We start from the raw sequence: 22,685 nt of genomic DNA, 5'->3' as shown, positions 1-22,685 counted from the left end.
AACAGCCCCGGATGCCATGACGTCCGGGGCAATAACAATCGTCACTGCCCTATTTTGCAAGGGATAAACTATGAGAAATGTCGCCCCTGTTGCTGTACTGCTGGCATTAACGTTTTGTTCCGTTCGTGCGAATGCCGAAGATGAACCGCAAATTATTACGCCGGAAGGGCTGGCAACCAGTCAGATGCTTCCCTCTCTGGATGGTTCTGTGGCCGATCTACCGCTAAGCGTTGCCGCTCCCGGAAGCCTGACGCTTAACGACGCGGTGAGTCGCGCCGTGAGCTGGCATCCTTCTATTCGTGAATCCATTGGCAAACTGCTCTCGCAAAATGAGCAGATAGACGTGGCGAAAGCGAAATATTACCCGCAAGTTACAGCCGGAATGAACAACGGCTACAGCAATACCTACACTGACCATGGCTTCAGCCCTGCACTGGTCATTTCGGTGTCACAAATGCTGTATGACTTCGGCAAAGTCGCCAGCCAGGTGCGCGCCGAAACCGCCGGTTCAGCGCAGCAACAGGCAAACGTGTTACTCAGCATCGATACTGTCGCTCACGCTACCGCCAATGCCATCGTCCAGGTTCAGACATGGCAACAGATGGTGGATGCCGCCGAAGAGCAACTGGTCGCGCTAAACGGTATTGGTCGACTGACCAGAGAACGTAATGATGAAGGGGCGACCTCGCTGTCAGACGTAGTGCAAACCGATGCGCGTATCGAGTCCGCACGTTCTCAACTGGCGCAATATCAGGCCAATCTCGACAGTAGCAAAGCGACATTGATGAGCTATCTCGGCTGGAACTCGCTTAACGGCATCAGCAATGAGTTTCCGGTAAAACTGGACAGCAGTTGCGATGTGGTAAAACCGGAGGATAAGTTAGTTCCTGCAGTGCTGGCGGCCTGGGCGCAGGCGAACGTCGCGCAGGCCAACCTCGATTACGCCAACGCGCAGATGACGCCAACCATTTCCCTGGAGCCATCTGTTCAGCACTATCTCAACGACAAATACCCCAGCCATGAGGTGCTCGACAAAACGCAGTACTCAGCGTGGGTAAAAGTCGAAATGCCGCTGTATCAGGGAGGCGGGCTCACCGCCCGACGCAACGCCGCCAGCCACGCGGTAGAGTCCGCACAGTACTCTATTCAGCGCACCCGACTCGAAGTACGACAGAAATTACTGGAATCCCACAGCCAGGCAATGAGTCTCGCGACTGCATTGCAGATCCTGCGCCGCCAGCAGCGGCTGAGCGAACAAACGCGCGAACTGTATCAACAGCAGTATCTGGATCTCGGCTCACGCCCATTACTTGATGTTCTTAACGCCGAACAGGAGGTGTATCAGGCCCGTTTTGCCGAACTCCAGACCCAAAGCCAGCTTCGCCAGCTACAACTGAACTGCCTCTACAACACCGGATCGTTGCGCCAGGCGTTCGCCTTAAATAACCGCAGCATTCAATCGGTGGAGATCCAGCTATGAGCGACGTCGAGCCTGTTGTTGAAGATGCTATTGGCGAACCCACCCTGAGCCAGTGGGCGCAGGCAATGACGCATATTGCCAGCCACTACCGCGTTGCCTGTTCGCCTGGTGCTATTCAGGCTAACGCCCCGTGGTTTGAGGGGAAAAGCAAAACCCTTGCTTTGACGCAATTAGCGCGCCAGGCGGGACTTTCCTTTCATACGCTGGATACCGCAAAGCAGGTACTTAACCAATGGCGTTTACCGGTGGTGGCGGAACTGCACGACGGCCAAATCATGGTGATCGAACATTTTAACGGTGAAGATGCCCTGGATGTTTTTATCATCGCCGACGAGGGACAACGCAACCGGCTGGCAGTGGCTGAGCTTCTGCCAGAAATCCATACTATCACCGCACTGCGCCCGTTATCGGCATTAAAAGACGGTCGGGTTGATCGCTATATTTCGCGCTTTAGACCCGACTGGATACGCGAGCTGGTTTTACAAGATATCCGCCCTTACCTGCCGGTCATGATTGCCGCCTTTCTGATTAACGTCCTGTCGCTCGCCGGGATTATTTTTTCGATGCAGGTCTATGACCGGGTGATCCCCGCCCAGTCTTATCCAACGCTGTATGTTCTCTCTACCGGTGTTCTGGTCGCGGTGCTGTTTGGCTTTTTGCTGCGCGAAGCGCGTACCCACATCATGGACCTGCTCGGCAAACGCGCCGATATGCGCATTTCCGATCGCGTGTTTAGCCACGCATTGCGGCTACGCAACAGCGCCGTCCCCCGCTCAACGGGGAGCTTATTTCTCAACTGCGCGAGCTGGAACAGGTTCGTGAGATGATCACCTCTTCGACCATGTCGACCATTGTCGATCTGCCGTTTTTCTTTCTGTTTATCGTCGTACTGGCGTGCATTGCTCCACCGCTGGCGTGGATAGCCCCCGTCGCCGCCATTCTGATGATTCTGCCGGGTCTGTTATTACAAAAAAAACTGGCGGTGCTTGCTAACCAGGCCGCACATGAATCCACTCTGCGCAACGCGGTGCTGGTCGAGAGCGTTCAGGGACTGGAAGACATCAAGCTGATGCAGGCGGAAAACCGCTTTTTACAGCAGTGGAACAGCTATATCCGCATTACAGGAGAGTCCGGGTTACGCACACGCAAGCTTACCCAGGGGCTGATCGGCTGGGGGATGTCAGTACAAAGCCTGGTTTACGCCGCCATCATTATGTTTGGTGCGCCGATGGTTATTGAAGGCACGATGACCACCGGGGCCGTGGTGGCGGCCTCAATGCTCGGTTCCAGAATGATTGCTCCGATGGCTAATCTGTGCGGCGTGCTGGCCCGCTGGCAACAGGTCAAGGCGGCGAAGATGGGATTAGACAGCATCATGCAGCTTCCCACCGAAACGCAGTACGACGAAGACCGGGTGCATCAGGAGATTTTTCACGGCCATTATCTGTTTGAGAACGCACACTTTCGCTACCACAGCGACGATCAGCGCGTTCCGCTGCGGATCTCGCGCCTGGAGGTCATGCCCGGCGAACGGGTGGCGATCCTCGGGCGTAACGGCGCCGGGAAATCAACGCTGCTGCAGGCCATGGCGGGTGGTGTGGAGATCATCCAGGGCGATGTCCGGCTCGATAACCTGAGCCTGGCGCAGATCGATATGGCCGATTTACGTCGCAACATCGGTTTCCTCAGCCAGAATGCTCGGCTGTTTTTCGGCACTCTGCGCGAGAACCTGACCCTAGGCGCACCGCATGCCAGCGACGCACAGATCTTCGACGCGCTGGAGGTCAGCGGCGCGGCGGCTTTCGTTAAACAGCTCGCCAAAGGGCTGGCTCACCCCATTATGGAAGGCGGCAACGGTCTGTCCGGCGGTCAACGGCAGTCGATCCTGCTGGCAAGAATGCTGCTACGCTCACCCAATATTGTCCTGCTCGACGAACCCAGTGCCTCACTGGATGAACATACCGAACGGGAGTTTATTCAGCGCCTGAACCTGTGGCTGGGCAACCGCACATTGATTGTTGCAACCCATCGCGTACCGGTTCTGGAACTGGTCGAACGCGTGGTGGTGCTCAAAGAAGGTCAACTGGTCATGGATGCCCCGAAAGCGCAGGCGTTGAATGCGAGCCGGGCACCTGCCCCTACTCACAGTCGGGAGTGGAAAAATGAAAACCAATCCGCATGACGCCGCCATGGACGACCTCGATATTCGCCGCGAGCACCGTTTTTCCGGGGCCAGCCGCATTGTTCTGCTCAGCACGCTGCTGTTTGCAGTCCTGGGGATCTGGGCATATTTCGGCAAGCTGGATGAAGTCTCGACGGGCAGCGGGAAAGTGATCCCCAGCTCGCGCGAACAGGTATTGCAGTCGCTTGACGGAGGGATCCTCGCCGAACTCAGCGTGCACGAAGGAGATAAAGTTCAGGCCAACCAGATTGTCGCCCGCCTCGACCCAACGCGTTCGGAGTCCAACGTGGGTGAAAGCGCCGCCCGCTATCGCGCATCTTTAGCGTCAAGCGCCAGACTGAATGCCGAAGTCAACGATTTGCCGCTAACGTTCCCCAGCTCGCTGCAGGCCTGGCCGGATCTTATCGCCTCTGAAACGCGGCTGTATAAAAGCCGTCGCGCGCAGCTTGCTGATTCTATGGTGGAACTGCAGGATGCGCTGGTCTCGGTAAATAAAGAGCTGGCCATTACCCAACGGCTGGAGAAAAGCGGTGCCGCCAGCCACGTAGAAGTGCTGCGCCTGCAACGACAAAAAAGCGATCTTGGACTCAAAATAACCGATCTGCGCTCGCAATATTACGTGCAGGCGCGTGAAGCGCTGTCGAAGGCCAACGCCGAGGTAGATATGCTGGCGGCTATCTTAAAAGGTCGCGAAGACTCCGTCACCCGCCTGACCGTTCGCGCCCCGATGCGCGGTATCGTAAAAAACATCCAGGTCACCACGATTGGCGGCGTGATCCCTCCTAACGGCGAAATGATGGAGATTGTCCCGGTAGACGATCATTTGCTGATTGAAACCCGCCTGTCACCGCGCGATATCGCGTTTATCCACCCCGGACAGCGGGCGCTGGTGAAGATTACTGCCTATGACTACGCCATTTACGGAGGGCTGGAGGGCGTGGTCGAAACCATCTCCCCGGACACCATTCAGGACAAAGTGAAACCGGAAATTTTCTACTACCGCGTGTTTATCCGTACCCATCAGGACTTCTTGCAGAACAAGCTGGGACGCCATTTTTCTATCGTACCGGGCATGATTGCCACTGTGGATATAAAAACAGGTGAAAAAACCATCGTCGACTATTTAATCAAACCATTTAATCGTGCAAAAGAAGCACTGCGCGAGCGGTAAATCCTTGCGGTTAAAGGGTTGTGGGGGCTGGTCACGCGTGTCACAAGTCTGTTATACTTGTTCTAACACATTGGGGCTGATTCTGGATTCGACGGGATTCGCGAAACCCAAGGTGCATGCCGAGGGGCGGTTGGCCTCGTAAAAAGCCGCAAAAAAATAGTCGCAAACGACGAAAACTACGCTTTAGCAGCTTAATAACCTGCTCTGAGCCCTCTCTCCCTAGCTTCCGCTCTTAAGACGGGGATCAAAGAGAGGTCAAACCCAAAAGAGATCGCGTGGATGCCCTGCCTGGGGTTGAAGCGTTAAAACTAATCAGGCTAGTCTGGTAGTGGCGTGTCTGTCCGCAGGTGCCAGGCGAATGTAAAGACTGACTAAGCATGTAGTACCGAGGATGTAGGAATTTCGGACGCGGGTTCAACTCCCGCCAGCTCCACCAAAATTCTCCATCGGTGATTACCAGAGTCATCCGATGAAGTCCTAAGAGCCCGCACGGCGCAAGCCCTGCGGGCTTTTTTGTGCCCTCTATTTGTCCCGCGAAGTCCGAAGAGAACTAATTAAATCCGAACCTTTTAGGCCCATTGATAGGCCCAACGAAAAGCTATATTGTTTTCGTTGGGCCTAAACGCATGGAGATTCCCCATGGCAAGAAAAACCAAGCCGTTAACCGATACGGAAATCAAAGCCGCCAAACCTAAAGATGCCGATTACCAGCTGTATGATGGGGACGGGCTTACTCTATTAATCAAGTCTAGTGGTAGTAAGCTCTGGCAGTTCCGTTACTATCGACCGCTGACAAAACAGCGAACCAAACAGAGCTTCGGTGCCTACCCTGCAGTCTCCCTTTCTGATGCGCGTAAACTCAGAGCTGAATCTCGAGTTTTGTTGGCGAAAGACATTGATCCTCAGGATCATCAGAAAGAACAGGTAAGAAATTCTCAAGAGGCTAAAACCAACACTTTCCTGTTAGTTGCCGAGCGTTGGTGGAATGTGAAGAAAACCAGCGTAACAGAGGACTATGCCGAGGATATCTGGCGCTCGCTTGAGAGAGATGTTTTCCCAGCAATCGGTGATATCAGTGTCACTGAGATTAAGGCTCATACTCTGGTTAAAGCAGTGCAGCCGGTTCAGGCCAGAGGTGCATTAGAGACAGTCCGACGCCTTTGTCAGCGTATTAACGAGGTCATGATTTATGCGCAGAACACAGGCTTGATTGATGCAGTTCCCAGTGTAAATATCGGAAAAGCGTTTGAGAAACCGCAAAAGAAAAACATGCCAAGCATACGCCCGGATCAACTTCCACAGCTAATGCAGACTATGCGTACGGCAAGTATCAGCTTGTCCACAAGATGTCTATTCATGTGGCAACTTCTCACCATCACCCGTCCTGCCGAAGCTGCTGAGGCTCGATGGGATGAAATCGATTTTGATGCTAACGAATGGAAAATTCCTGCAGCCCGAATGAAGATGAACCGAGACCATACGGTTCCACTATCCGATGAGGCTCTCTCTGTACTAGAAATGATGAAGTCACTTAGTGGTGGCCGAGAATTTATTTTTCCCAGTCGCATTAATCCGACCCAGCCAATGAACAGCCAAACAGTTAATGCAGCCCTTAAGCGTGCTGGCTTAGGAGGCGTTCTCGTATCACATGGTTTACGTTCTATCGCTAGTACGGCGCTCAATGAGGAAGGATTTCCGCCTGATGTTATTGAGGCTGCACTTGCTCATGTGGATAAGAATGAGGTTCGTCGCGCTTACAATCGAAGTGACTATCTTGAGCAACGACGACCGATGATGCAGTGGTGGGCTGATTTTGTTAAAGCAGCAGATAGCGGCAGCATTGTGACTAGTAGGGTTAGGGGAATACGTCTTGTAGGATGAATCCTTTATCAGCACCCATTATGGGTGCTGATAACTCGCCTATAGGTAGTACGGAATTTTACCCTTTGGTTTTCTTTTTTCTAGTAACCGTATTATCTAAAGCCAATTTGACACTTTCAATATTTCTTGACCAGTTTTTTATAATGGTATCTGCCAACGCATCAGGGCTCATTGTTGATATCCGGTATTTTTTACTTTGATTATTAATTTCAAAATTTGACTCTTCGACAAATTTCCATAAGGGGTCAATGAGGTCATTTACCGCAGCTGCTTTACTTTTCCACCCACCTTCAGGTACGGAGCTATTGATTAAATAAACAAGCTTATCCTGAATTATTCGATACACTTCTGATTTACTGTTCCCACCTTCTTTTCCGGCCTTAGCTCTAACATGTGATAATTTTTTTTGGGTACATACAGAAACATGAAACCATGACATACCAATACATCTGTCAAATAATTCAGCTGACTTAATGAACGCTTTAATAGCAACACATTCATTCTCCGACATAACTGACTTTCCCCATTGATAAGACATTGAGGCAAAAAATAGATGTGATTTAAACACATCATTAATTAAAAAAGGATCCTGAATAAGATGACAAAATGTTTCTCTGAAAATACGTAATTTTAACTGTTTCCAGCATTCCTGAGCTGGATCATATAATTCTGTATATTCCTCTTTTAATTGCTCCACTCCGTCAACAGTAGAATATTTATACTCCTTACGTGATGGATCACTGTACAAAATCACACGAGTTCCTACCTTATCAGAATTCCAGAATTGATCTCGCATCTCGCTGAGTTCCTTTCGTATCACGGGATAACTTTCGCTGAGCACATCAACGTATATGTCCCAATCACATTCAACCATCTGCCCAGAAAGCCAAACCGCTTTTTGACTAATTTCTTCGCAAAACTCAATCGCTGTCAACATAAAAACACCAAATATCAATTAGTTAAGTGTTGTAAAAAATGTTTTTTTGGTACGCGGATTTTTTGCATTAGTACTTGCCGCTAATCTTTCTACAACCAAAATGAACTAATGAGAGGCAACCAAGCATGAACAATCCATCAACCGTTAGGATACTCCGCTTACCTGCGGTAATCCAAAAAACTGGTATGGCAAGGGCAACAATCTACGACTGGTTGAACCCCAAATCACCGCGTTACGACTCAACTTTTCCCAAAAAGCGAATGCTCGGAGTTAAATCGGTTGGATGGGTTGAAGCAGAGATTGATGAATGGTTAACACGGCGTAGCAAACTTATCTGAATATACAGATCCATGAGTACACCCTAAATGCGTACAAAACTAATAATACACTGCTATTTTTGCTATTTGTAGCAAAAATAGCAGTTAGCGATATTCCCCAAAAAAATTTAGAGGATTTAAAATTGAGCACCCATCCATTTCCTGTCCATGTTTTTCCGTCGCTAATCAGAAATGCAATTTATGAAGTAGAGCGACAAACACAAGCTCCTCTATCGTTGATATCAGCATCGGCGCTTGGAGCAATTTCATTAGTGTGCCAAAACAGAATTGACGTTTGTAGACTAAATGGTCTATGTAGCCCCGTTTCACTTTTTTTGCTGACGCTTGCTGAATCAGGAGAAAGAAAAAGTACTGTTGATAAGATTTTCATGAAACCGCTGTATCAACAGGAAAAAATTTGGTTTGAAAAACATAGCCAAGATTTACAATTATGGATGAATGACAAAGCAGCTTTTATTATCAAAACAAAAGCACTGGAGTCAAAACTAAAATCTGATACTCGTCGTAATAAAGATTGCAGTATAACGAATGAACAATTGAGGTTTCTATTTGAAAACAAACCTAAAGAACCTGTTAGATATAGGCTGATGTTTAATGATGCAACGCCAGCCGCAATTAAAGATTATCTTTGTGGAGAATGGAAGTCCGTGGGTATTATGTCGGATGAAGCAGGGACCATATTTAATGGGCATACATTGAATGAACTTCCTTTCATAAACAAGATGTGGGATGGTTCAAATTTTTCCGTTGATAGAAAAAACTCTCCTGAACGTTTAATTCATGACGCCAGAATGACATTATCTATGATGATACAACCTACAGTATTTCATAAGTATATTGAGCGTAAAGGTGATATGGCTAAAGGGATTGGTTTTTTTGCCCGTTGCTTGATTTGCCAGCCCGATTCAAGACAAGGATTCCGGCAGATTACAAGTCCAGTGATATCCAGTGAACACTTACCAGTATTCCATAGCCGACTGCTTGAGATAGTTAATGATAGTATTATAAGAAAGGGCAAAGGTGAGCGAATGATCCTACGACTCTCTCCGCAGGCAGAGCAACTATGGATCTCATTTTATAACAGAACTGAATCGGAAATGAGCGAAATTGGTTATTTATCCAACATGAAGGATTATGCTTCAAAAATGGCAGAGAATATGGCAAGGATTGCTGCATTACTCCATTATTTCGAAGGTCGTAACGAAGATATATCAATTAAAGCTGTGGAAGCTGCAATTCAGATAAGTGCCTGGTATGTTGATGAGTACAAAAGATTGTTCTCTAAAGTTTCAGAATTTACTCTTGTTAATAATGAAAGTGACGAACTATACTCCTGGATAAAAAATTATTGTGCTAGTACTTTCCCACCGCATATAAGTAAAACGAAGATTCTTCAATACGGACCTTATCGATTCAGAAATAAAATTAAAATGGATGAACTGCTTAATATCTTACTTATTAACCAAAGAATAGTAGTAACACATTTCGGTAAAATTCTCTATATACAACCAGTACAATAGGCAAATAATTGCAGAGTTGTTTTTTCATTATGAAATGATGTAACACTTGGCTTAAAGTTAATTTGAAAGTGTTTTTATGTTGGATAGGTAATATATACTAACATATACAGAATCATAACAGTGATATCACTCAGACTTATCTATACAGTTAGATGCAACTTAAAAAAACATTTCTACAACGAGTAACACATACGTGATCTATTAGTATAAACAACTCCTAAAATCATACGAGAAATAAATCATGAAATTATACAATGGTTCCCATGGTGAGCATGTAATCGCCTATAGAAAAAATATTGAAGATGTAGTCCAAAATGCTATCGGTGAATTCTCAAGAACAATGGCATTGCGTGTTGATGTGCATTACCCACCTATCCTTGACAGAGGTGATACTGTATGTTGTTTCCCAAACCTAGAGCCTGGAGTGATATCTCGATTTCGCAATTCTCTAAATGCTATATTAGATGCAAATGAAAAAATGAGAGCAACTGAAGGGAAAAGAATATATCGTAATCGAACGAGACATATATGGGTAAGGGAATTTTCTGAAGAGGGAAAATGCCACTTTCATCTCGGTCTTTTTTTTAATAAGGATGCTTATTACCATTTAGGCGATTATGAGACTGAAAGCAACTTACGGATGATGATTATACGGGCATGGTATAGCGCATTGGATCTGGAGTTGGATGATTACGCAGGACTAGTCCATTTCCCTAAAAATTGCCGCTATATATTAGATGTGAATGACTTTAACTTTGAGGATGAATACAAAAAGCTTCTTAACCGACTGGATTACTTAGCCAAATTAGATACTAAGCTATACGGTGATGGTGACAGAAATTTCGGATGCAGTCGCGGGTAATTTATTTTTTTCAGCAATGGCCTTTCTTATGGATGGAAAGGCCAGACCTTATATATCAAGACGATGGTGAGCGATAAAGTATTGTTTTCAAATAATCATCTGTTGCAGTAAACTCAGGGAGTTGGCCACTCATGGCCTGTGTTAGTGGAATAATCTTTGTCCTGACTCCCATCCCCCTGAAATCAACGTAACCATAATCACGTAAGACTTCCATGATAATCGTATTACGTGGTGAACGCTGACCTGCAACCATCTTTTCAACCGACATCGAATTATTCAGCGCCCCTGGGCTAATAACTTCAAATCGATTGCTATACAAGCCAATCTCTATCTCAACAAAGCGTGTCCAGTCACGATGAGCCAGTGCAGTCACTGCGAACTGTCGCTCAAGGCGATTCGGGATAACTATGTGTTCATGACCACCACGTTTATATCGGTGGGTAGGCTGCTGATAACTCACCAGACCCAGTTCTTTCATGAGCTTTCCGGCAAGCCAGCGTCCCATTTTGAAGCCTCTCAGGGTTGCCATAATCGCGATACTTCTTGCGCCAGCAGAACCATGACTGATGTTATGCAGCTCCAAAACCTGACTGCGTAACACAGCTCGCCTGCCATCTGGCTTTTCGAGGCTTTTTCCCCAGTATTTGTAGCTGCTACGATGAACCCCGAACACGTGGCAAAGTGTGACCACAGGATACTGCGCTCTGAGTTTCCCGATTAGCGAGAATTGTTCAGGGAGTCTGACATCAAGAGCGCGGTAGCCTTTTTTAATATGTCGTTTTCCATTTCAATGCGTTGTATTTTTTTCTTCAGCTCACGTATTTCAATCTGCTCCGGGGTTATAGGAAAGGCTTTAGGTATTTTGCCTTGTCGTTCATCCCGCAACTGCTTTACCCATCGCGTCATGGTAGAAAGGCCGACATCCATAGCACTGGCCGCAGCTGCAACGGTGTAGTTCTGATCAAGGACCAGTTGAGCGGATTCGCGTTTAAACTCTGCGCTGAAATTTCTTTTTTTCATTGAAGCACCTGTAATGTTCTGAGGTGAGCATATCACCTCTGTTCAGGTGGCCAAATTCAGTAAACCACTTCAGCCCTTCTTCTGGGTCATTCGAGAGGAGAAACGAAGAGTTTCAAAACATACAGCAAGAATGCCGCCTCCCCTGTTGAGCTACAGCAGTACATCGAATTGCTACGCTATTCAGAAATTGACAACCCATAAGAAAAGGGGCGTAAGCCCCTCGTTAACTTATCGAATAGAACATTATTACATTACTTATATAATTATGTGAATATGAACCAGTATCAAACAAAAAAACGAGCAAAAAAACAACCAGAAATACATCGCAAGACTAATATATAACATGTTGGCCGGACGGATACTGTTGAACTACGTTGTCTGGGGCAACGGAAGTGTTTCGGCCCGACTCTGGAACGCGATCCGCAGCGACGACTGGGCAATTCCGCACGTTGGCCTGAGCAGCCTCGGGGAAATCGTCGTCTGGGCGCGCCCAGACGAGTTTCCGCCAAGGAACATGCAGACAAGCAAGGGGCTGCGGGCACTCGGCTACAACGTGAGGATCGGTGTTTGATCGAGGCGCCTGTGGCACACGCAGGCTGAGGAGCCAGGCGCTGTCCATTGCCTGATCAGGCCGCCCCCCTGTGCCTTGCCTGAGCAGTTGATCTGCATCAATGGGGCGGGAGAACGCTGCACATTGACTCTTGAAGTTTTTCATAGTAGGTCTAATGTTACAAAGTATTGCAAGGATTTCCTTGGCCGGAACCGCAAAGCGACGCGATTGGAGAGGGTGAGATGAAAGCGCACCTACAGGTGATTTTCACGCTCGATGAATTGGCTGCGTACTTGAAAGTCGGCAAGCGGACGCTTTATCGGCTCGCCGCACACGGGGAAATTCCGGCTTTCAAGGTGGGCGGGACGTGGCGGCTTCGTCAAAGTGAAATCGATCAGTGCATCAATGATCAGACCCGAGCCGGAGCAAAGAAGGAGGTGATGCGCAAGCGTGAACAGCAGAAGTCATCCGAGCAGCCCGTGTCGCCTGGGCGCACTGCCCGTCGCAGCAGGCAAAGGGCTTGAGTAACTCGTTTTCCAATTTTTCTGGAGGTATGACATGGACATCGATTTCAAGAAGTTGGCTCCCTGGAACTGGTTCAAGAACGAGCAGCAAGAGCAGCAGACCGCCTCTTCCCTGCCGGTGCAGCGCAATGACCTGCCAGCGGCGAGCGGGCCAGTCAGCCCGATCCTGCAACTGCATCGGGAAATCGACCGGCTGTTCGATGACGCATTCCGGGGCTTCGGTTTTCCGGCGTTGAACATGCCGCAGTGGCCATCCGATTGGTCGGGCATGCTGAAGCCGGCCCTGGACATCCAGGAAACCGACAAGCAGTACAAGATTGCCCTGGAAGTGCCCGGTGTCGAGGAGAAGGACATCCAGATCACCCTCGACAACGACGTGCTGATGGTGCGTGGCGAGAAGCGCCAGGAACAGGAGAAGAAGGAAGGTGGCTTCCACCGTGTGGAGCGCTCCTACGGCAGCTTTCAGCGTGCCTTGAACCTGCCTGACGACGCCAACCAGGATTCGATCAAGGCATCGTTCAAGAACGGGGTGCTCACGGTCACGATCGACAAGCGCGAGGTCAGCGCGCCGAAGCAGGGACGCTCGATCCCGATCAACGGCTGACGTCGCCGGCTCGTTCGTCACAAGAAAAACCCGGCCCGAGACGAGGTGTCGCGGCTCGCGATGCCTCGTCGCCTCAACCTTTTCAACCTTCTAAGGAGCATCAGCATGGCCAGAAAACAATGCCAGGTCTGCGGCCAACCCGCCACCGTGCGGGTGGAAGCCAATCTCAACGGTCGTCACAGCACCATGCTGTTGTGCGACGACCATTACCGGCAATTAGTGCGCCAGCAAAAGCGCACCGTTTCGCCGCTGGAAGCCTTGTTCGGTTCGCGCAGCGGCCTGTTCGAGGACTTCCTCGGCAGTGACTTCTTCCGCATCGGCGACGACGCGACGCCAGTTGCCGCCGATACCGATGACGTGGTCGATGCCTCGTTTGGCGAGCCCGCCGCCGCAAGTTCGGGTGCGCCGCGCCGTCGCGGCAGTGGGCTGGCCAGCCGCATCAGCGAACAGTCGGAAGCCTTGTTGCAGGAGGCCGCCAAACACGCTGCCGAATTTGGCCGCTCCGAGGTGGATACCGAACATCTGCTGCTGGCGCTGGCCGACAGCGACGTGGTCAAGACCATCCTGGGTCAGTTCAAGATCAAGGTCGATGACCTCAAGCGGCAGATCGAGTCTGAGGCCAAGCGCGGGGACAAGCCCTTCGAGGGCGAGATCGGCGTGTCGCCGCGCGTGAAGGATGCGCTCAGCCGCGCCTTCGTGGCCTCCAATGAACTCGGCCATTCTTATGTCGGTCCAGAGCATTTCCTGATCGGTCTGGCCGAGGAAGGCGAAGGGCTGGCCGCCAACCTGCTGCGCCGCTACGGCCTGACGCCGCAGGCGCTGCGCCAACAGGTCAGCAAGGTGGTCGGCAAGGGCGCCGAGGATGGACGCGCTGAGACGCCGACCAACACGCCAGAACTCGACAAGTACTCGCGCGACCTGACCAAGATGGCGCGCGACGGCAAGCTCGACCCGGTGATCGGCCGCGCGCAGGAGATCGAAACCACCATCGAGGTGCTGGCCCGGCGCAAGAAGAACAACCCGGTGCTGATCGGCGAGCCGGGTGTGGGCAAGACCGCCATCGTCGAAGGGCTGGCGCAGCGCATGGTGGCGGGTGAAGTGCCCGAGACCTTGCGCGACAAGCGCCTGGTGGAACTCAACATCAACGCCATGGTGGCCGGCGCCAAATATCGCGGCGAGTTCGAGGAGCGCGTGCAGAAGGTGCTGAAGGAGGTGACCGAGCACCAGGGCGAGCTGATTTTGTTCATCGACGAGGTGCACACCATCGTCGGTGCCGGCCAGGGCGGTGGCGAAGGCGGGCTGGACGTGGCCAACGTGTTCAAACCGATGATGGCTCGCGGTGAACTCAACCTGATCGGCGCCACGACGCTGAACGAGTACCAGAAATACATCGAGAAGGATGCCGCACTGGAGCGGCGCTTCCAGCCGGTGACGGTGCCCGAGCCGACGGTGGCCCAGGCCATCATGATTCTGCGCGGCCTGCGCGACACCTTCGAGGCGCACCACAAGGTCAGCATCTCCGAGGACGCGATCATCGCGGCGGCCGAGTTGTCCGACCGCTATATCACGGCGCGCTTCCTGCCGGACAAGGCGATCGACCTGCTCGACCAGGCGGCCGCGCGCGTCAAGCTGTCGGCCACGGCCCGGCCGGTGGCCGTGCAGGAGCTGGAGTCCGAACTGCACCAGCTGCGGCGTGAACAGGATTACGTGGCCGCGCGCAAGCAGTACGACCAGGCCGCCGAGCTCGGCAAGCGCATCGAAGCCAAGGAGGCCGAGCTCAAGAAGCTCGTCGAGAACTGGGAGCGGGAGCGGGCCTCCGGCAGTGCCGAGGTCAAGGCGGAACACGTGGCGCAGATCGTCTCGCGCCTGACCGGCATCCCGGTCAACGAGTTGACGGTGGAAGAGCGCGAAAAGCTGCTGCACTTGGAACAACGGCTGCACGAGCGCCTGGTGGGACAAGACGAGGCGGTCCGTGCCGTGGCCGATGCCGTGCGGCTGTCCCGCGCCGGCCTGCGCGAAGGCAGCAAACCGGTGGCTACCTTCCTGTTTCTGGGCCCGACCGGGGTGGGCAAGACCGAGCTCGCCAAGGCATTGGCCGAATCGATCTACGGCGATGAGCACGCCCTGTTGCGCATCGACATGTCGGAATATGGCGAACGCCATACAGTGGCGCGGCTGGTGGGCGCGCCTCCGGGCTATGTCGGTTACGACGAAGGCGGTCAGCTCACCGAGAAGGTGCGGCGCAAGCCCTACAGCGTGCTGCTGCTCGACGAGATCGAGAAGGCACACCCTGACGTCTACAACATCCTGCTGCAAGTGTTCGACGACGGTCGCCTCACCGACGGCAAGGGCCGGGTGGTGGATTTCACCAACACCATCATCATCGCCACGTCCAACCTGGGTTCGGACATCATCCAGCGACGGCTGAAGGCGCGTGGGGCGGCCGACGAGGAGTACGAAAAGACCAAGGCCGAGGTCATGGACGTGCTGCGCGGCCACTTCCGGCCCGAGTTCCTCAACCGCATCGACGAGATCATCGTCTTCCATGCGCTGGGCAAGGAGGAGATCCGCCACATCGTCGGCCTGCAGCTCGATCGCGTGGCGCGCAGCGCCGCCAGCCAGGGCGTGACGCTCACTTTCGATCAGACGCTGATCGACCATTTCGCGGAAGAAGGCTACAAACCCGAGTTCGGTGCGCGTGAACTCAAGCGCCTGATCCGCAGCGAGCTGGAAACTGCGCTGGCGCGCGAGATGCTCGGTGGCAGCATCGGCAAGGGCGATCACGCCAGCGCACGCTGGGACGACAAGGCCGAACGCGTGGTGTTCGAACGCAAAGAGCTACCGCAGACCCCGGCCGAGCCGGAGCAGCCGGATGTCGCGAAGGCGACCGAGACGCCGCACGGCGACGCTGGCAAAGGCTCGCGCAAGAAGAAGTCGGCGAGCGACGCATCTTGATGGCGGGCGAGGCTGCCGTGTCCGACCCCATCGGCCTGGCATGGGCAGCCTCCCTGGCATCAATCGCGGTGGCGGTCGTGGCCGCGGGTCACGCGGTCGTCTACAAGCGTGATCCGCGGTCGGCCACGCCGTGGGGGCTGCTCATCAGCGGCGGCACTGCCCTCCCACTCGCTGGCCATCCGTTTGCGTGACGGTGCGGCCCGTCTGTTCACCTGATCCTCTGGCAACTCGACTTTCGAGGAACAAGGCCCATGGAAAAAAAGAATCAATGGAATACCGGCTACTGGATCGTTGCCCTCCTGCTGTTGCTGAGTTTGCAGAGCTACTGGCTGCGCGATGTGCTGTCGTGGATCCTGTCAGCGGTATCCTTCTTTGGCGTCTGGTTCTTCCTGTTCCGCCGCTTCGCCGAGAAGCAGGGCATGGGCGGGTTTCTCAACATCGGTAAGAGCCGCGTCAAGGTGTTCGTGGAAAAGAACACCGGTGTGACGTTCGCCTTTGTGGCGGGGGGGGATGAGGCCAAGGCGGAGCTGGTCGAGATCGTCGATTTCCTGAAGAATCCGCAGGACTATGACCGTCTCGGGGCGCGCATTCCCAAGGGCGTGTTGCTGGTCGGCCCACCGGGCACCGGCAAGACATTGCTGACCAAGGCTGTTGCCGGCGAGGCGGCGGTGCCCTTCTTCTCCATCTCCGGATCAGAGTTTGTCGAGATGTTCGTCGGCGTGGGTGCGGCCCGTGTGCGCGACCTGTTCGAGCAGGCCCGAGGGCAGGCGCCGGCCATCATCTTCATCGACGAGCTCGATGCGCTGGGCCGCGCGCGCGGCGTCGGCGGCCACGACGAGCGCGAGCAGACCCTCAACCAGCTGCTCACGGAGATGGACGGCTTCGACAGCTCGGTCGGGCTGATCATCCTCGCCGCCACCAACCGCCCCGAAATCCTCGACCAGGCGCTGCTGCGTGCCGGCCGCTTCGACCGCCAGGTGCTGGTGGACCGGCCCGACAAGAAGGGGCGGCTGGACATCCTGAAGGTTCATGTCAAGAAGGTGACGCTGGCCCAGGATGTAGACCTCGAACAGGTAGCCGCACTGACCACGGGCTTTTCCGGCGCGGACCTCGCCAATCTGGTCAACGAGGCGGCGCTGGCGGCGAGGAGACGCCGTGCGTCCGCCGTGGAATTGCAGGACTTCACCGCGACCATCGAGCGCATCGTGGCGGGCCTGGAAAAGAAGAGCCGCGTGCTCAATCCCAAGGAGCGGGAAACCGTGGCCCATCACGAGATGGGCCATGCGCTGGTGGCGCTGGCGCTGTCCGAAACCGACCCCGTACACAAGATCTCGATCATCCCGCGCGGCATCGGCGCGCTGGGCTACACCTTGCAGCGCCCCACCGAAGACCGCTTCCTGATGACGCGTACCGATCTCGAGCACAAGATCGTCGTACTGCTGGGCGGGCGTGCCGCCGAAAAGCTGGTGTTCGGCGAGTTGTCTACCGGGGCGGCGGACGATCTGGCGCGAGCCACCGACATCGCCCGCGACATGATCACCCGCTTTGGCATGGACGAGGGCCTGGGCTACATCGCCTTCGAGGCGCAGCGGCCCCGCTTTCTCGATACACCGGAACTGGCCCACGGCGGTTGCCGGGTGGCCGAATCGACCCAGGCGCGCATCGATCAGGCTATCCGCGACATCGTGATGGGCGTGTTCGAGCACGCCTACCGGATTCTCGACATCAACCGCGCGGTGCTGGAGCGCTGTGCGCGCGAGCTGCTGGCGCGGGAAACGCTCGACGAAAGCGATATCCGTCAATTGACTCAAGGACTTGTTCGGAACTGAAAACAGTAGTAGGTGCCATTCAGAGTAAACCGACGGCTCTGTTCAGTGCGTCATCCAATTCGTCGGCATTGTTCAAGGAGAACCGATATGTCTGCATTGACTCCGTGGGACCCCTCCCGGGAACTGGATGAATTGCAAAACCGCCTGGCGACGATGTTCGGACGAATACCCCAGCGACAGGGCGCCCGTACCGGCAACGAAGCCATGACCACGGCGGACTGGGCACCAATGGCGGACATCAGCGAGGATGAGAACGCATTCCTCCTCAAGCTGGATCTGCCGGAGGTCCCCAAGGATGCCGTGCGCGTCAGCGCGGAAAACGGTGTGCTCACCATCAGCGGCGAGCGCAAACTGGAAAAAGAGGAGCAGGGCAAGAAGTTCCACCGCATCGAACGTGCGTATGGCCGCTTTGTGCGCAGCTTTGTCTTGCCTGACAACGTTGATCCGACCAAGGTGACGGCTTCTATGAAAGACGGCGTGCTGGAAGTGCGGCTTGTCAAGGCCGAGCAAGCCAAACCGAAACAGATTGAAATCTCAGTCAACTAACTTCAACCAAGAGCCCAAGATCATGAATATCAAACAGCCACAATACACCTTCTCCGCACTTGCCCTGGCGGTCGTCGTCGGACTGAGCGGACCGGCTCTGGCCCAATCGGCGGCAGGTTCTAGCCCAGGTGCTGCAGCACCCTCTGCCGCATCCAAGGCGGCACAGCCACAGGTAGATGACAAGGCCGCCCGGGAAGCCGATAAAAAGCGTGCCGAGCTCACTCAAGACGCCATCACGGCGCTCACCAAGACCCAGGAGGCTTTGACCCTCCTTGATGCAAAGAAGACCAAGGAGGCGCTTGCTGCGCTGGAACTGGCCAGCGGAAAGCTGGAACTGGTATTGGCACGCGACGCCAAACTTGCTTTAGCGCCGGTCGATGTACGCGTCATCACCCACGATATCCACGCCAACGTGGAATCGGTAAAGAAAGCGGTCAAGTTGTCTCGGGAGTTGTTGGGTGATGGCGAGGTGCAAAAGGCCCGGCCCATCGTTGCCAATCTGGCCAGCGAAATCGTAATCCAAACCGACAACCTTCCGATGGCAACGTACCCGGCAGCGATCAAGTCGGCCGCACGGCTCATCGACAGCGGCGAGATCGACAACGCCAAAGCGGAACTCGCCCGAGCACTGAACACGCTGGTGGTGACCTCGGTCGCCTTTCCTCTGCCCGTGCTACGGGCCGAAGCCGCGATGGCAAAAGCTGAAAAGCTGGCCGAGACCGACAGGCGCGATGCCAAGCAGAACGAGGAGCTCAGCACCTTGCTGTCGTCCGTGCGCACGGAGATCGAGATGGCGCAGATCCTGGGTTATGGCAAGAAGGCGGACTTCAAACCCATCTTCGATCAGGTGAAGTCCATTGAGCAAAAGTCGGCTGGTGGCAAAAGCGGCAAGGGATGGTTCGACGAGTTGAAGACGCGCATCCAAAAGCTGTTTTGAGGTGATGAAGGGGCTGACTGCTCTGTCGGTCAGTCTCGCGATGTTCGCATTCAGCCCCAATAGATTCGCCTATTTTCACTATCTCATACGAGGCATATCACCATGAATGAGCAAACACCGAATCCCAATGCGACGAACGAAGGAATAAACGAACAGGCCGCGGTAAGCAGCCTTCCTGTCAGTCCAGAGTCCAAGCCTGAAGTCGTCACGGAGGTACAGCCTGAGGTTCAGAAAGAAACGGACTCGCAGGCGGCAGACAAACGTAAACAAGTCCTCGATGAGGCAGTCTCGGCCTTGTCGCTGACCAAATCAGCGCTGGCCGCACTTGACGGCAAGGACACTGCACGCGCATTGGCAACGCTGGCCGAAGTGACGGGAAAGCTGGAGCTGATCGTCGCGCGCGAACCCATGCTCGCCCTGGCCGGCGTTGATGTGCGCACCATCGTGCACGACTTGTTCGCCAACACGGAAACCATTGAGGCGATGACCGACGAGGCGCTGGATGCCCTCAAACATGGCGAGGTGCAACAGGCTCGCCACGTGCTGGCTTTGCTGGCCAGTGAAATCGTGATCACGGTCACCAACATCCCTTTGGCGTCCTATCCCGCAGCCGTGAAGGCAGTCGTGCCGCTGATCGATCAGGGCAAGATCGAAGAAGCCAAAGCCGCGCTGCAGTCAGCGCTCAGCACGCTGGTCGAGGAGCGCAGCGTGCTTCCGCTGCCCGTCCTGCGTGCGAAGCTGCTCCTGAAGCGCGCCGAGCCCCTGGTAGAAGATGGTCAGCGCAGCGAAGCATCCAATGAGCGCCTGGAGACATTGTTGAACGAAGCCCGGCAGCAGTTGGAAATGGCAGAACTGCTGGGCTATGGAAAAAGGAAGGACTTTGAGCCCCTGTACGCTGAACTCAAGAAAATCAAGGAAAAGACGGGAGGGGGAGGCTGCGGAAAAGGCTGGCTCGATGAAGTCAAGGCAAAACTGTCCAAGTTGTTCTGAAACCGCTGGAGAGGGGGCGCATAGCGCCCCCTCTCTTGCCCCATGAGTGTTTGATTTTTTATTTTGTATAGATCTTTAGGAGATATTGCATGAACACAGACACCATCGCCAATTCCAATGCGGATGACCCCACCAAAGCACTGTGTTCGCTGAGCCAAAATTGGTGGCTTTTTGTGCTGCGCGGTGTCTTGGCATTGATTTTTGCAGCCCTCGCGTTCTGGATGCCACAATCGGCTCTGTTGGCCATGACCATCTTGTTCGGCGCATTTTCCTTGGTCAATGGCGCGTTCAACTTGTTTGCAGCGGTGCGCCATATCCAGAAAAAAGAGCGCTGGGGCTGGCTGCTGTTCAGCGGCATTGTCGGCATACTTACGGGCGTCGTCGTCCTGGTTGCTCCTTGGGTCGCCACGATAGTCTTGGCTTCTTTTTTATGGGCTAGCGTGGGCTTCTGGGCGATTTTCACCGGTGTGCTGGAGATATCCGCCGCCGTTCGGCTGCGTCGGGAAATCAAGGGTGAAATCTGGCTTGCCCTCAGTGGACTGCTCTCGATTATCCTTGGTGCTATCGTCTTGTGGATATTTTTTACCCGTCCGGTCGAGTCATTCGTGGCCGCAGGCTGGCTGTTGGGTTTCCATGCGGCAGTCTATGGCGTCACGCTTTTGTTCTTGAGTTGGAGTCTTCGCAAAACGCGCCTGGGGTAAGAGCGTGCCAAACCAAAATCTATGGATATGAGCATCCTCGATTCATGCCTCCATAGAAATGACATCGAAGGAGTCATACATGCAGATACAATATAGCTATCGAGCTATCGACAAAGAGTTTCATGAACCTTGGCAGAGAGCTTTGGGAAATGTGATCGAGCACGCCCTCAAGCCATTGCTCGACAAACACACTAAAGATTCAGCGCGACTTCAAATCGTCCTTGATCGCGACAAGATCAAGCGGCAATTTCTGGCCAGTGGCTATATGCACCTGCCCGGCAAAAAGATTGTCAGCGTTACTGCATCACATAACGAGCTGACGCCCCTCGCGCAGATGCTCGCACAGTCGTTGTTCCGTCAGGCCAAGAAGCATTTTGACCGACTGCATGCTCAGGATCAAATCAAGCGCAAAGCACGACGCGAGCGCTTGCGCGAGCTCAAGGTGCGGATTGCCGCAAAACCCGCATCAGCCGCCCATGAGGCCGAGGTGACCCAAATGCCTCTACTGTCGAAACTTGAGGCTGTCGCAAGGCGTGAGCTGGCTTATCTGCGGGCCGTCGGCGATTTACCGTGCGATTATCCGACGCTGCGCGACGTGGTGGATGAAGCGATTGTCCGAGCTAAGGTGGAATGGCAATCCGTGCCGGGGGAAAAAGAGGCTTACACCGGTCTTTTGAAGCATCTGTTCGCCGTCCTGGATAACGAAGTGGCAAGCAGCCGGCAATTTGGCGAATCCGTTTCTCTGGACGCGCCGGTCGAACCGGATGCCCAAGACGTGGCCGAGGCCATGGTGGAAGAGGAAATCTTCGAATTTTATCAGCACGATGACACACTCAAGCTGGCCGATATTTTCGCTGGCAGTCAGCATCCCGATGTCGCAACGATCGCGGAACAGGAGGAGCTGATTGATCGGTCGAGCGAGTTCGCTTTTGCATTTGACCTGCTGAAGGACATGCCGCGTTTGTGGCGGCGCATTTTTCTGCTTATCCGTGTGGACGGGCTGAATGCCAGCAGCGTCTCTGAAATCCTGCTGATTCCTAGTAAGGAAGATGCTGTCCGAAGGTGGCTCATGCAGGCCGAAGCATTCATCGCTGCTCATCTGGAAGAGGCCGGTGTAAGCAAAAACGGGAACGATTGGCTCCAAGGCGTTGATTGGTCGGCATTGTCTGTGACCCGAAACGAGGCAGCCTCACTGTGGTCCAAGGAGGCGAACCATGAAGAATGATCTTCACCTTGTCTGCCCGCATTGCCAGTCCATCAACCGCGTACCGACTGCGAAGCTATCGGAACATCCCAACTGTGGCCGCTGCCAGCAGCCCTTGTTCACGGGCGAGCCCATCGAGTTGACTACGGCGACGTTCTCGCGCCACGTGGAGCGCAGCGATCTGCCGCTGCTGGTCGATTTCTGGGCGCCATGGTGCGGGCCGTGCAAGATGATGGCGCCACAGTTCCAGCAAGCGGCGCACCAGCTCGAACCGAGGATCCGGCTGGCGAAGGTGAATACCGAGGCTGAGCCCCACCTGGCCACGCAGTTCGGTATCCGCAGCATCCCGACGCTCGCCCTGTTCCAGGGTGGGCGGGAGATCGCCCGTCAGGCCGGCGTGATGGGCGCGCAGGACATCGTGCGCTGGACGTCGACGCAAGTGGGACGCTGACCG

The 22,685-nt window shown here is 53.8% G+C and carries 20 protein-coding genes, 1 other RNA gene and 3 pseudogenes; 21 read left to right on the top strand and 3 right to left on the bottom strand.

The annotated features are described in order from the left end of the window. Positions 1 to 70: 70 nt before the first annotated feature. The 5 genes and pseudogenes from EHN13_RS05920 to EHN13_RS05900 all read left to right on the top strand — a co-directional run bounded on the left by EHN13_RS05920 (position 71) and on the right by EHN13_RS05900 (position 6,714). On the top strand, positions 71 to 1,480 hold the full coding sequence (locus tag EHN13_RS05920) for a TolC family outer membrane protein (RefSeq protein ID WP_124021039.1): 1,410 nt from the start codon (positions 71 to 73) through the stop codon (positions 1,478 to 1,480). After that, a pseudogene (locus EHN13_RS24460) lies at positions 1,477 to 3,662 on the top strand (type I secretion system permease/ATPase). Before EHN13_RS05920 ends, EHN13_RS24460 begins: the two are co-directional and overlap by 4 nt. Positions 3,663 to 3,669: 7 nt before the next feature. Beyond that, entirely contained in the window at positions 3,670 to 4,833 is a 1,164-nt protein-coding gene (locus EHN13_RS05910) for a beta-barrel domain-containing protein (RefSeq protein ID WP_124021043.1), read from the top strand. Between the two features lie 72 nt (positions 4,834 to 4,905). Then, positions 4,906 to 5,269, top strand: a transfer-messenger RNA (tmRNA) gene (gene ssrA, locus EHN13_RS05905). Between the two features lie 203 nt (positions 5,270 to 5,472). Then, complete coding sequence (locus EHN13_RS05900) at positions 5,473 to 6,714, top strand: integrase (RefSeq protein ID WP_124021038.1); 1,242 nt, start codon at positions 5,473 to 5,475, stop codon at positions 6,712 to 6,714. Positions 6,715 to 6,772: 58 nt separating this feature from the next. Here the strand turns inward: EHN13_RS05900 and EHN13_RS05895 are convergent, their stop codons facing one another. After that, a complete protein-coding gene (locus EHN13_RS05895) occupies positions 6,773 to 7,651 on the bottom strand; it encodes a hypothetical protein (protein WP_001549566.1) in 879 nt (292 codons plus the stop codon). Positions 7,652 to 7,776: 125 nt separating this feature from the next. On the opposite strand from EHN13_RS05895, the gene EHN13_RS05890 reads away from it, so the two are divergent. The 3 genes from EHN13_RS05890 to EHN13_RS05880 all read left to right on the top strand — a co-directional run bounded on the left by EHN13_RS05890 (position 7,777) and on the right by EHN13_RS05880 (position 10,371). Further along, positions 7,777 to 7,989 carry an AlpA family transcriptional regulator gene (locus tag EHN13_RS05890; protein ID WP_001549567.1) on the top strand — a complete coding sequence of 71 codons (213 nt, stop codon included), beginning with the start codon at positions 7,777 to 7,779 and terminating at the stop codon, positions 7,987 to 7,989. Between the two features lie 122 nt (positions 7,990 to 8,111). Then, complete coding sequence (locus tag EHN13_RS05885; RefSeq protein ID WP_024194836.1) at positions 8,112 to 9,509, top strand: YfjI family protein; 1,398 nt, start codon at positions 8,112 to 8,114, stop codon at positions 9,507 to 9,509. A gap of 241 nt (positions 9,510 to 9,750) precedes the next feature. Continuing rightward, on the top strand, positions 9,751 to 10,371 hold the full coding sequence (locus EHN13_RS05880; RefSeq protein WP_057064095.1) for an inovirus Gp2 family protein: 621 nt from the start codon (positions 9,751 to 9,753) through the stop codon (positions 10,369 to 10,371). A gap of 55 nt (positions 10,372 to 10,426) precedes the next feature. Here the strand turns inward: EHN13_RS05880 and EHN13_RS24100 are convergent, their stop codons facing one another. Together EHN13_RS24100 and EHN13_RS05875 are read right to left on the bottom strand one after the other, a co-directional pair. Next, positions 10,427 to 10,744 carry an ATP-binding protein gene (locus tag EHN13_RS24100; protein ID WP_223861969.1) on the bottom strand — a complete coding sequence of 106 codons (318 nt, stop codon included), beginning with the start codon at positions 10,742 to 10,744 and terminating at the stop codon, positions 10,427 to 10,429. Next, positions 10,739 to 11,391: pseudogene (locus EHN13_RS05875) on the bottom strand (transposase); the annotation flags it as partial. The pseudogene EHN13_RS05875 and the gene EHN13_RS24100, both read right to left, overlap by 6 nt. 72 nt (positions 11,392 to 11,463) lie before the next feature. Between EHN13_RS05875 and EHN13_RS24095 the strand changes: the two are divergent. The 13 genes and pseudogenes from EHN13_RS24095 to trx-GI all read left to right on the top strand — a co-directional run. Next, positions 11,464 to 11,592 (top strand): annotated as a pseudogene (locus EHN13_RS24095) (integrase); the annotation flags it as partial. Positions 11,593 to 11,734: 142 nt separating this feature from the next. Further along, positions 11,735 to 11,962 carry a hypothetical protein gene (locus EHN13_RS05865; RefSeq protein WP_047363791.1) on the top strand — a complete coding sequence of 76 codons (228 nt, stop codon included), beginning with the start codon at positions 11,735 to 11,737 and terminating at the stop codon, positions 11,960 to 11,962. Positions 11,963 to 12,183: 221 nt separating this feature from the next. Beyond that, complete coding sequence (locus EHN13_RS05860; RefSeq protein WP_000643630.1) at positions 12,184 to 12,465, top strand: helix-turn-helix domain-containing protein; 282 nt, start codon at positions 12,184 to 12,186, stop codon at positions 12,463 to 12,465. A gap of 34 nt (positions 12,466 to 12,499) precedes the next feature. Continuing rightward, the gene (hsp20, locus tag EHN13_RS05855; RefSeq protein ID WP_000350435.1) at positions 12,500 to 13,069 is read left to right on the top strand and encodes a small heat shock protein sHSP20; all 570 of its coding nucleotides are present in this window, start codon (positions 12,500 to 12,502) and stop codon (positions 13,067 to 13,069) included. Between the two features lie 105 nt (positions 13,070 to 13,174). Continuing rightward, a complete protein-coding gene (gene clpK, locus EHN13_RS05850) occupies positions 13,175 to 16,024 on the top strand; it encodes a heat shock survival AAA family ATPase ClpK (RefSeq protein WP_047363789.1) in 2,850 nt (949 codons plus the stop codon). Then, positions 16,024 to 16,215 carry a hypothetical protein gene (locus tag EHN13_RS05845; protein WP_001446316.1) on the top strand — a complete coding sequence of 64 codons (192 nt, stop codon included), beginning with the start codon at positions 16,024 to 16,026 and terminating at the stop codon, positions 16,213 to 16,215. Before clpK ends, EHN13_RS05845 begins: the two co-directional genes overlap by 1 nt. A 60-nt stretch (positions 16,216 to 16,275) precedes the next feature. Beyond that, positions 16,276 to 17,853 (top strand): ATP-dependent zinc metalloprotease FtsH, encoded by a 1,578-nt coding sequence (ftsH, locus tag EHN13_RS05840; RefSeq protein ID WP_124021037.1) that lies wholly within the window; start codon positions 16,276 to 16,278, stop codon positions 17,851 to 17,853. A gap of 87 nt (positions 17,854 to 17,940) precedes the next feature. Next, positions 17,941 to 18,399, top strand: a complete 459-nt coding sequence (gene hsp20-GI, locus EHN13_RS05835) for a small heat shock protein sHSP20-GI (protein WP_124021036.1) — start codon at positions 17,941 to 17,943, stop codon at positions 18,397 to 18,399. Positions 18,400 to 18,421: 22 nt separating this feature from the next. Beyond that, a complete protein-coding gene (yfdX1, locus tag EHN13_RS05830) occupies positions 18,422 to 19,336 on the top strand; it encodes a heat resistance protein YfdX1 (protein ID WP_057064085.1) in 915 nt (304 codons plus the stop codon). Between the two features lie 102 nt (positions 19,337 to 19,438). After that, positions 19,439 to 20,326, top strand: a complete 888-nt coding sequence (gene yfdX2, locus EHN13_RS05825; RefSeq protein ID WP_047363781.1) for a heat resistance protein YfdX2 — start codon at positions 19,439 to 19,441, stop codon at positions 20,324 to 20,326. Positions 20,327 to 20,415: 89 nt separating this feature from the next. Next, entirely contained in the window at positions 20,416 to 21,027 is a 612-nt protein-coding gene (gene hdeD-GI / locus EHN13_RS05820; protein WP_047363779.1) for a heat resistance membrane protein HdeD-GI, read from the top strand. 79 nt (positions 21,028 to 21,106) lie between these two features. After that, a complete protein-coding gene (locus EHN13_RS05815) occupies positions 21,107 to 22,252 on the top strand; it encodes an RNA polymerase sigma factor (protein WP_023304019.1) in 1,146 nt (381 codons plus the stop codon). Then, positions 22,242 to 22,682: a heat resistance system thioredoxin Trx-GI gene (trx-GI, locus tag EHN13_RS05810; RefSeq protein ID WP_000786816.1), complete on the top strand. Its 441-nt coding sequence runs from the start codon at positions 22,242 to 22,244 to the stop codon at positions 22,680 to 22,682. Before EHN13_RS05815 ends, trx-GI begins: the two co-directional genes overlap by 11 nt. The last annotated feature ends 3 nt before the right edge of the window (positions 22,683 to 22,685 follow it).

Origin of the sequence: Citrobacter youngae, from assembly GCF_003818115.1 — a bacterium.
Taxonomy (GTDB): Bacteria; Pseudomonadota; Gammaproteobacteria; order Enterobacterales; family Enterobacteriaceae; genus Citrobacter; species Citrobacter youngae.
This window is presented reverse-complemented; position numbering and strand designations above follow the sequence as displayed.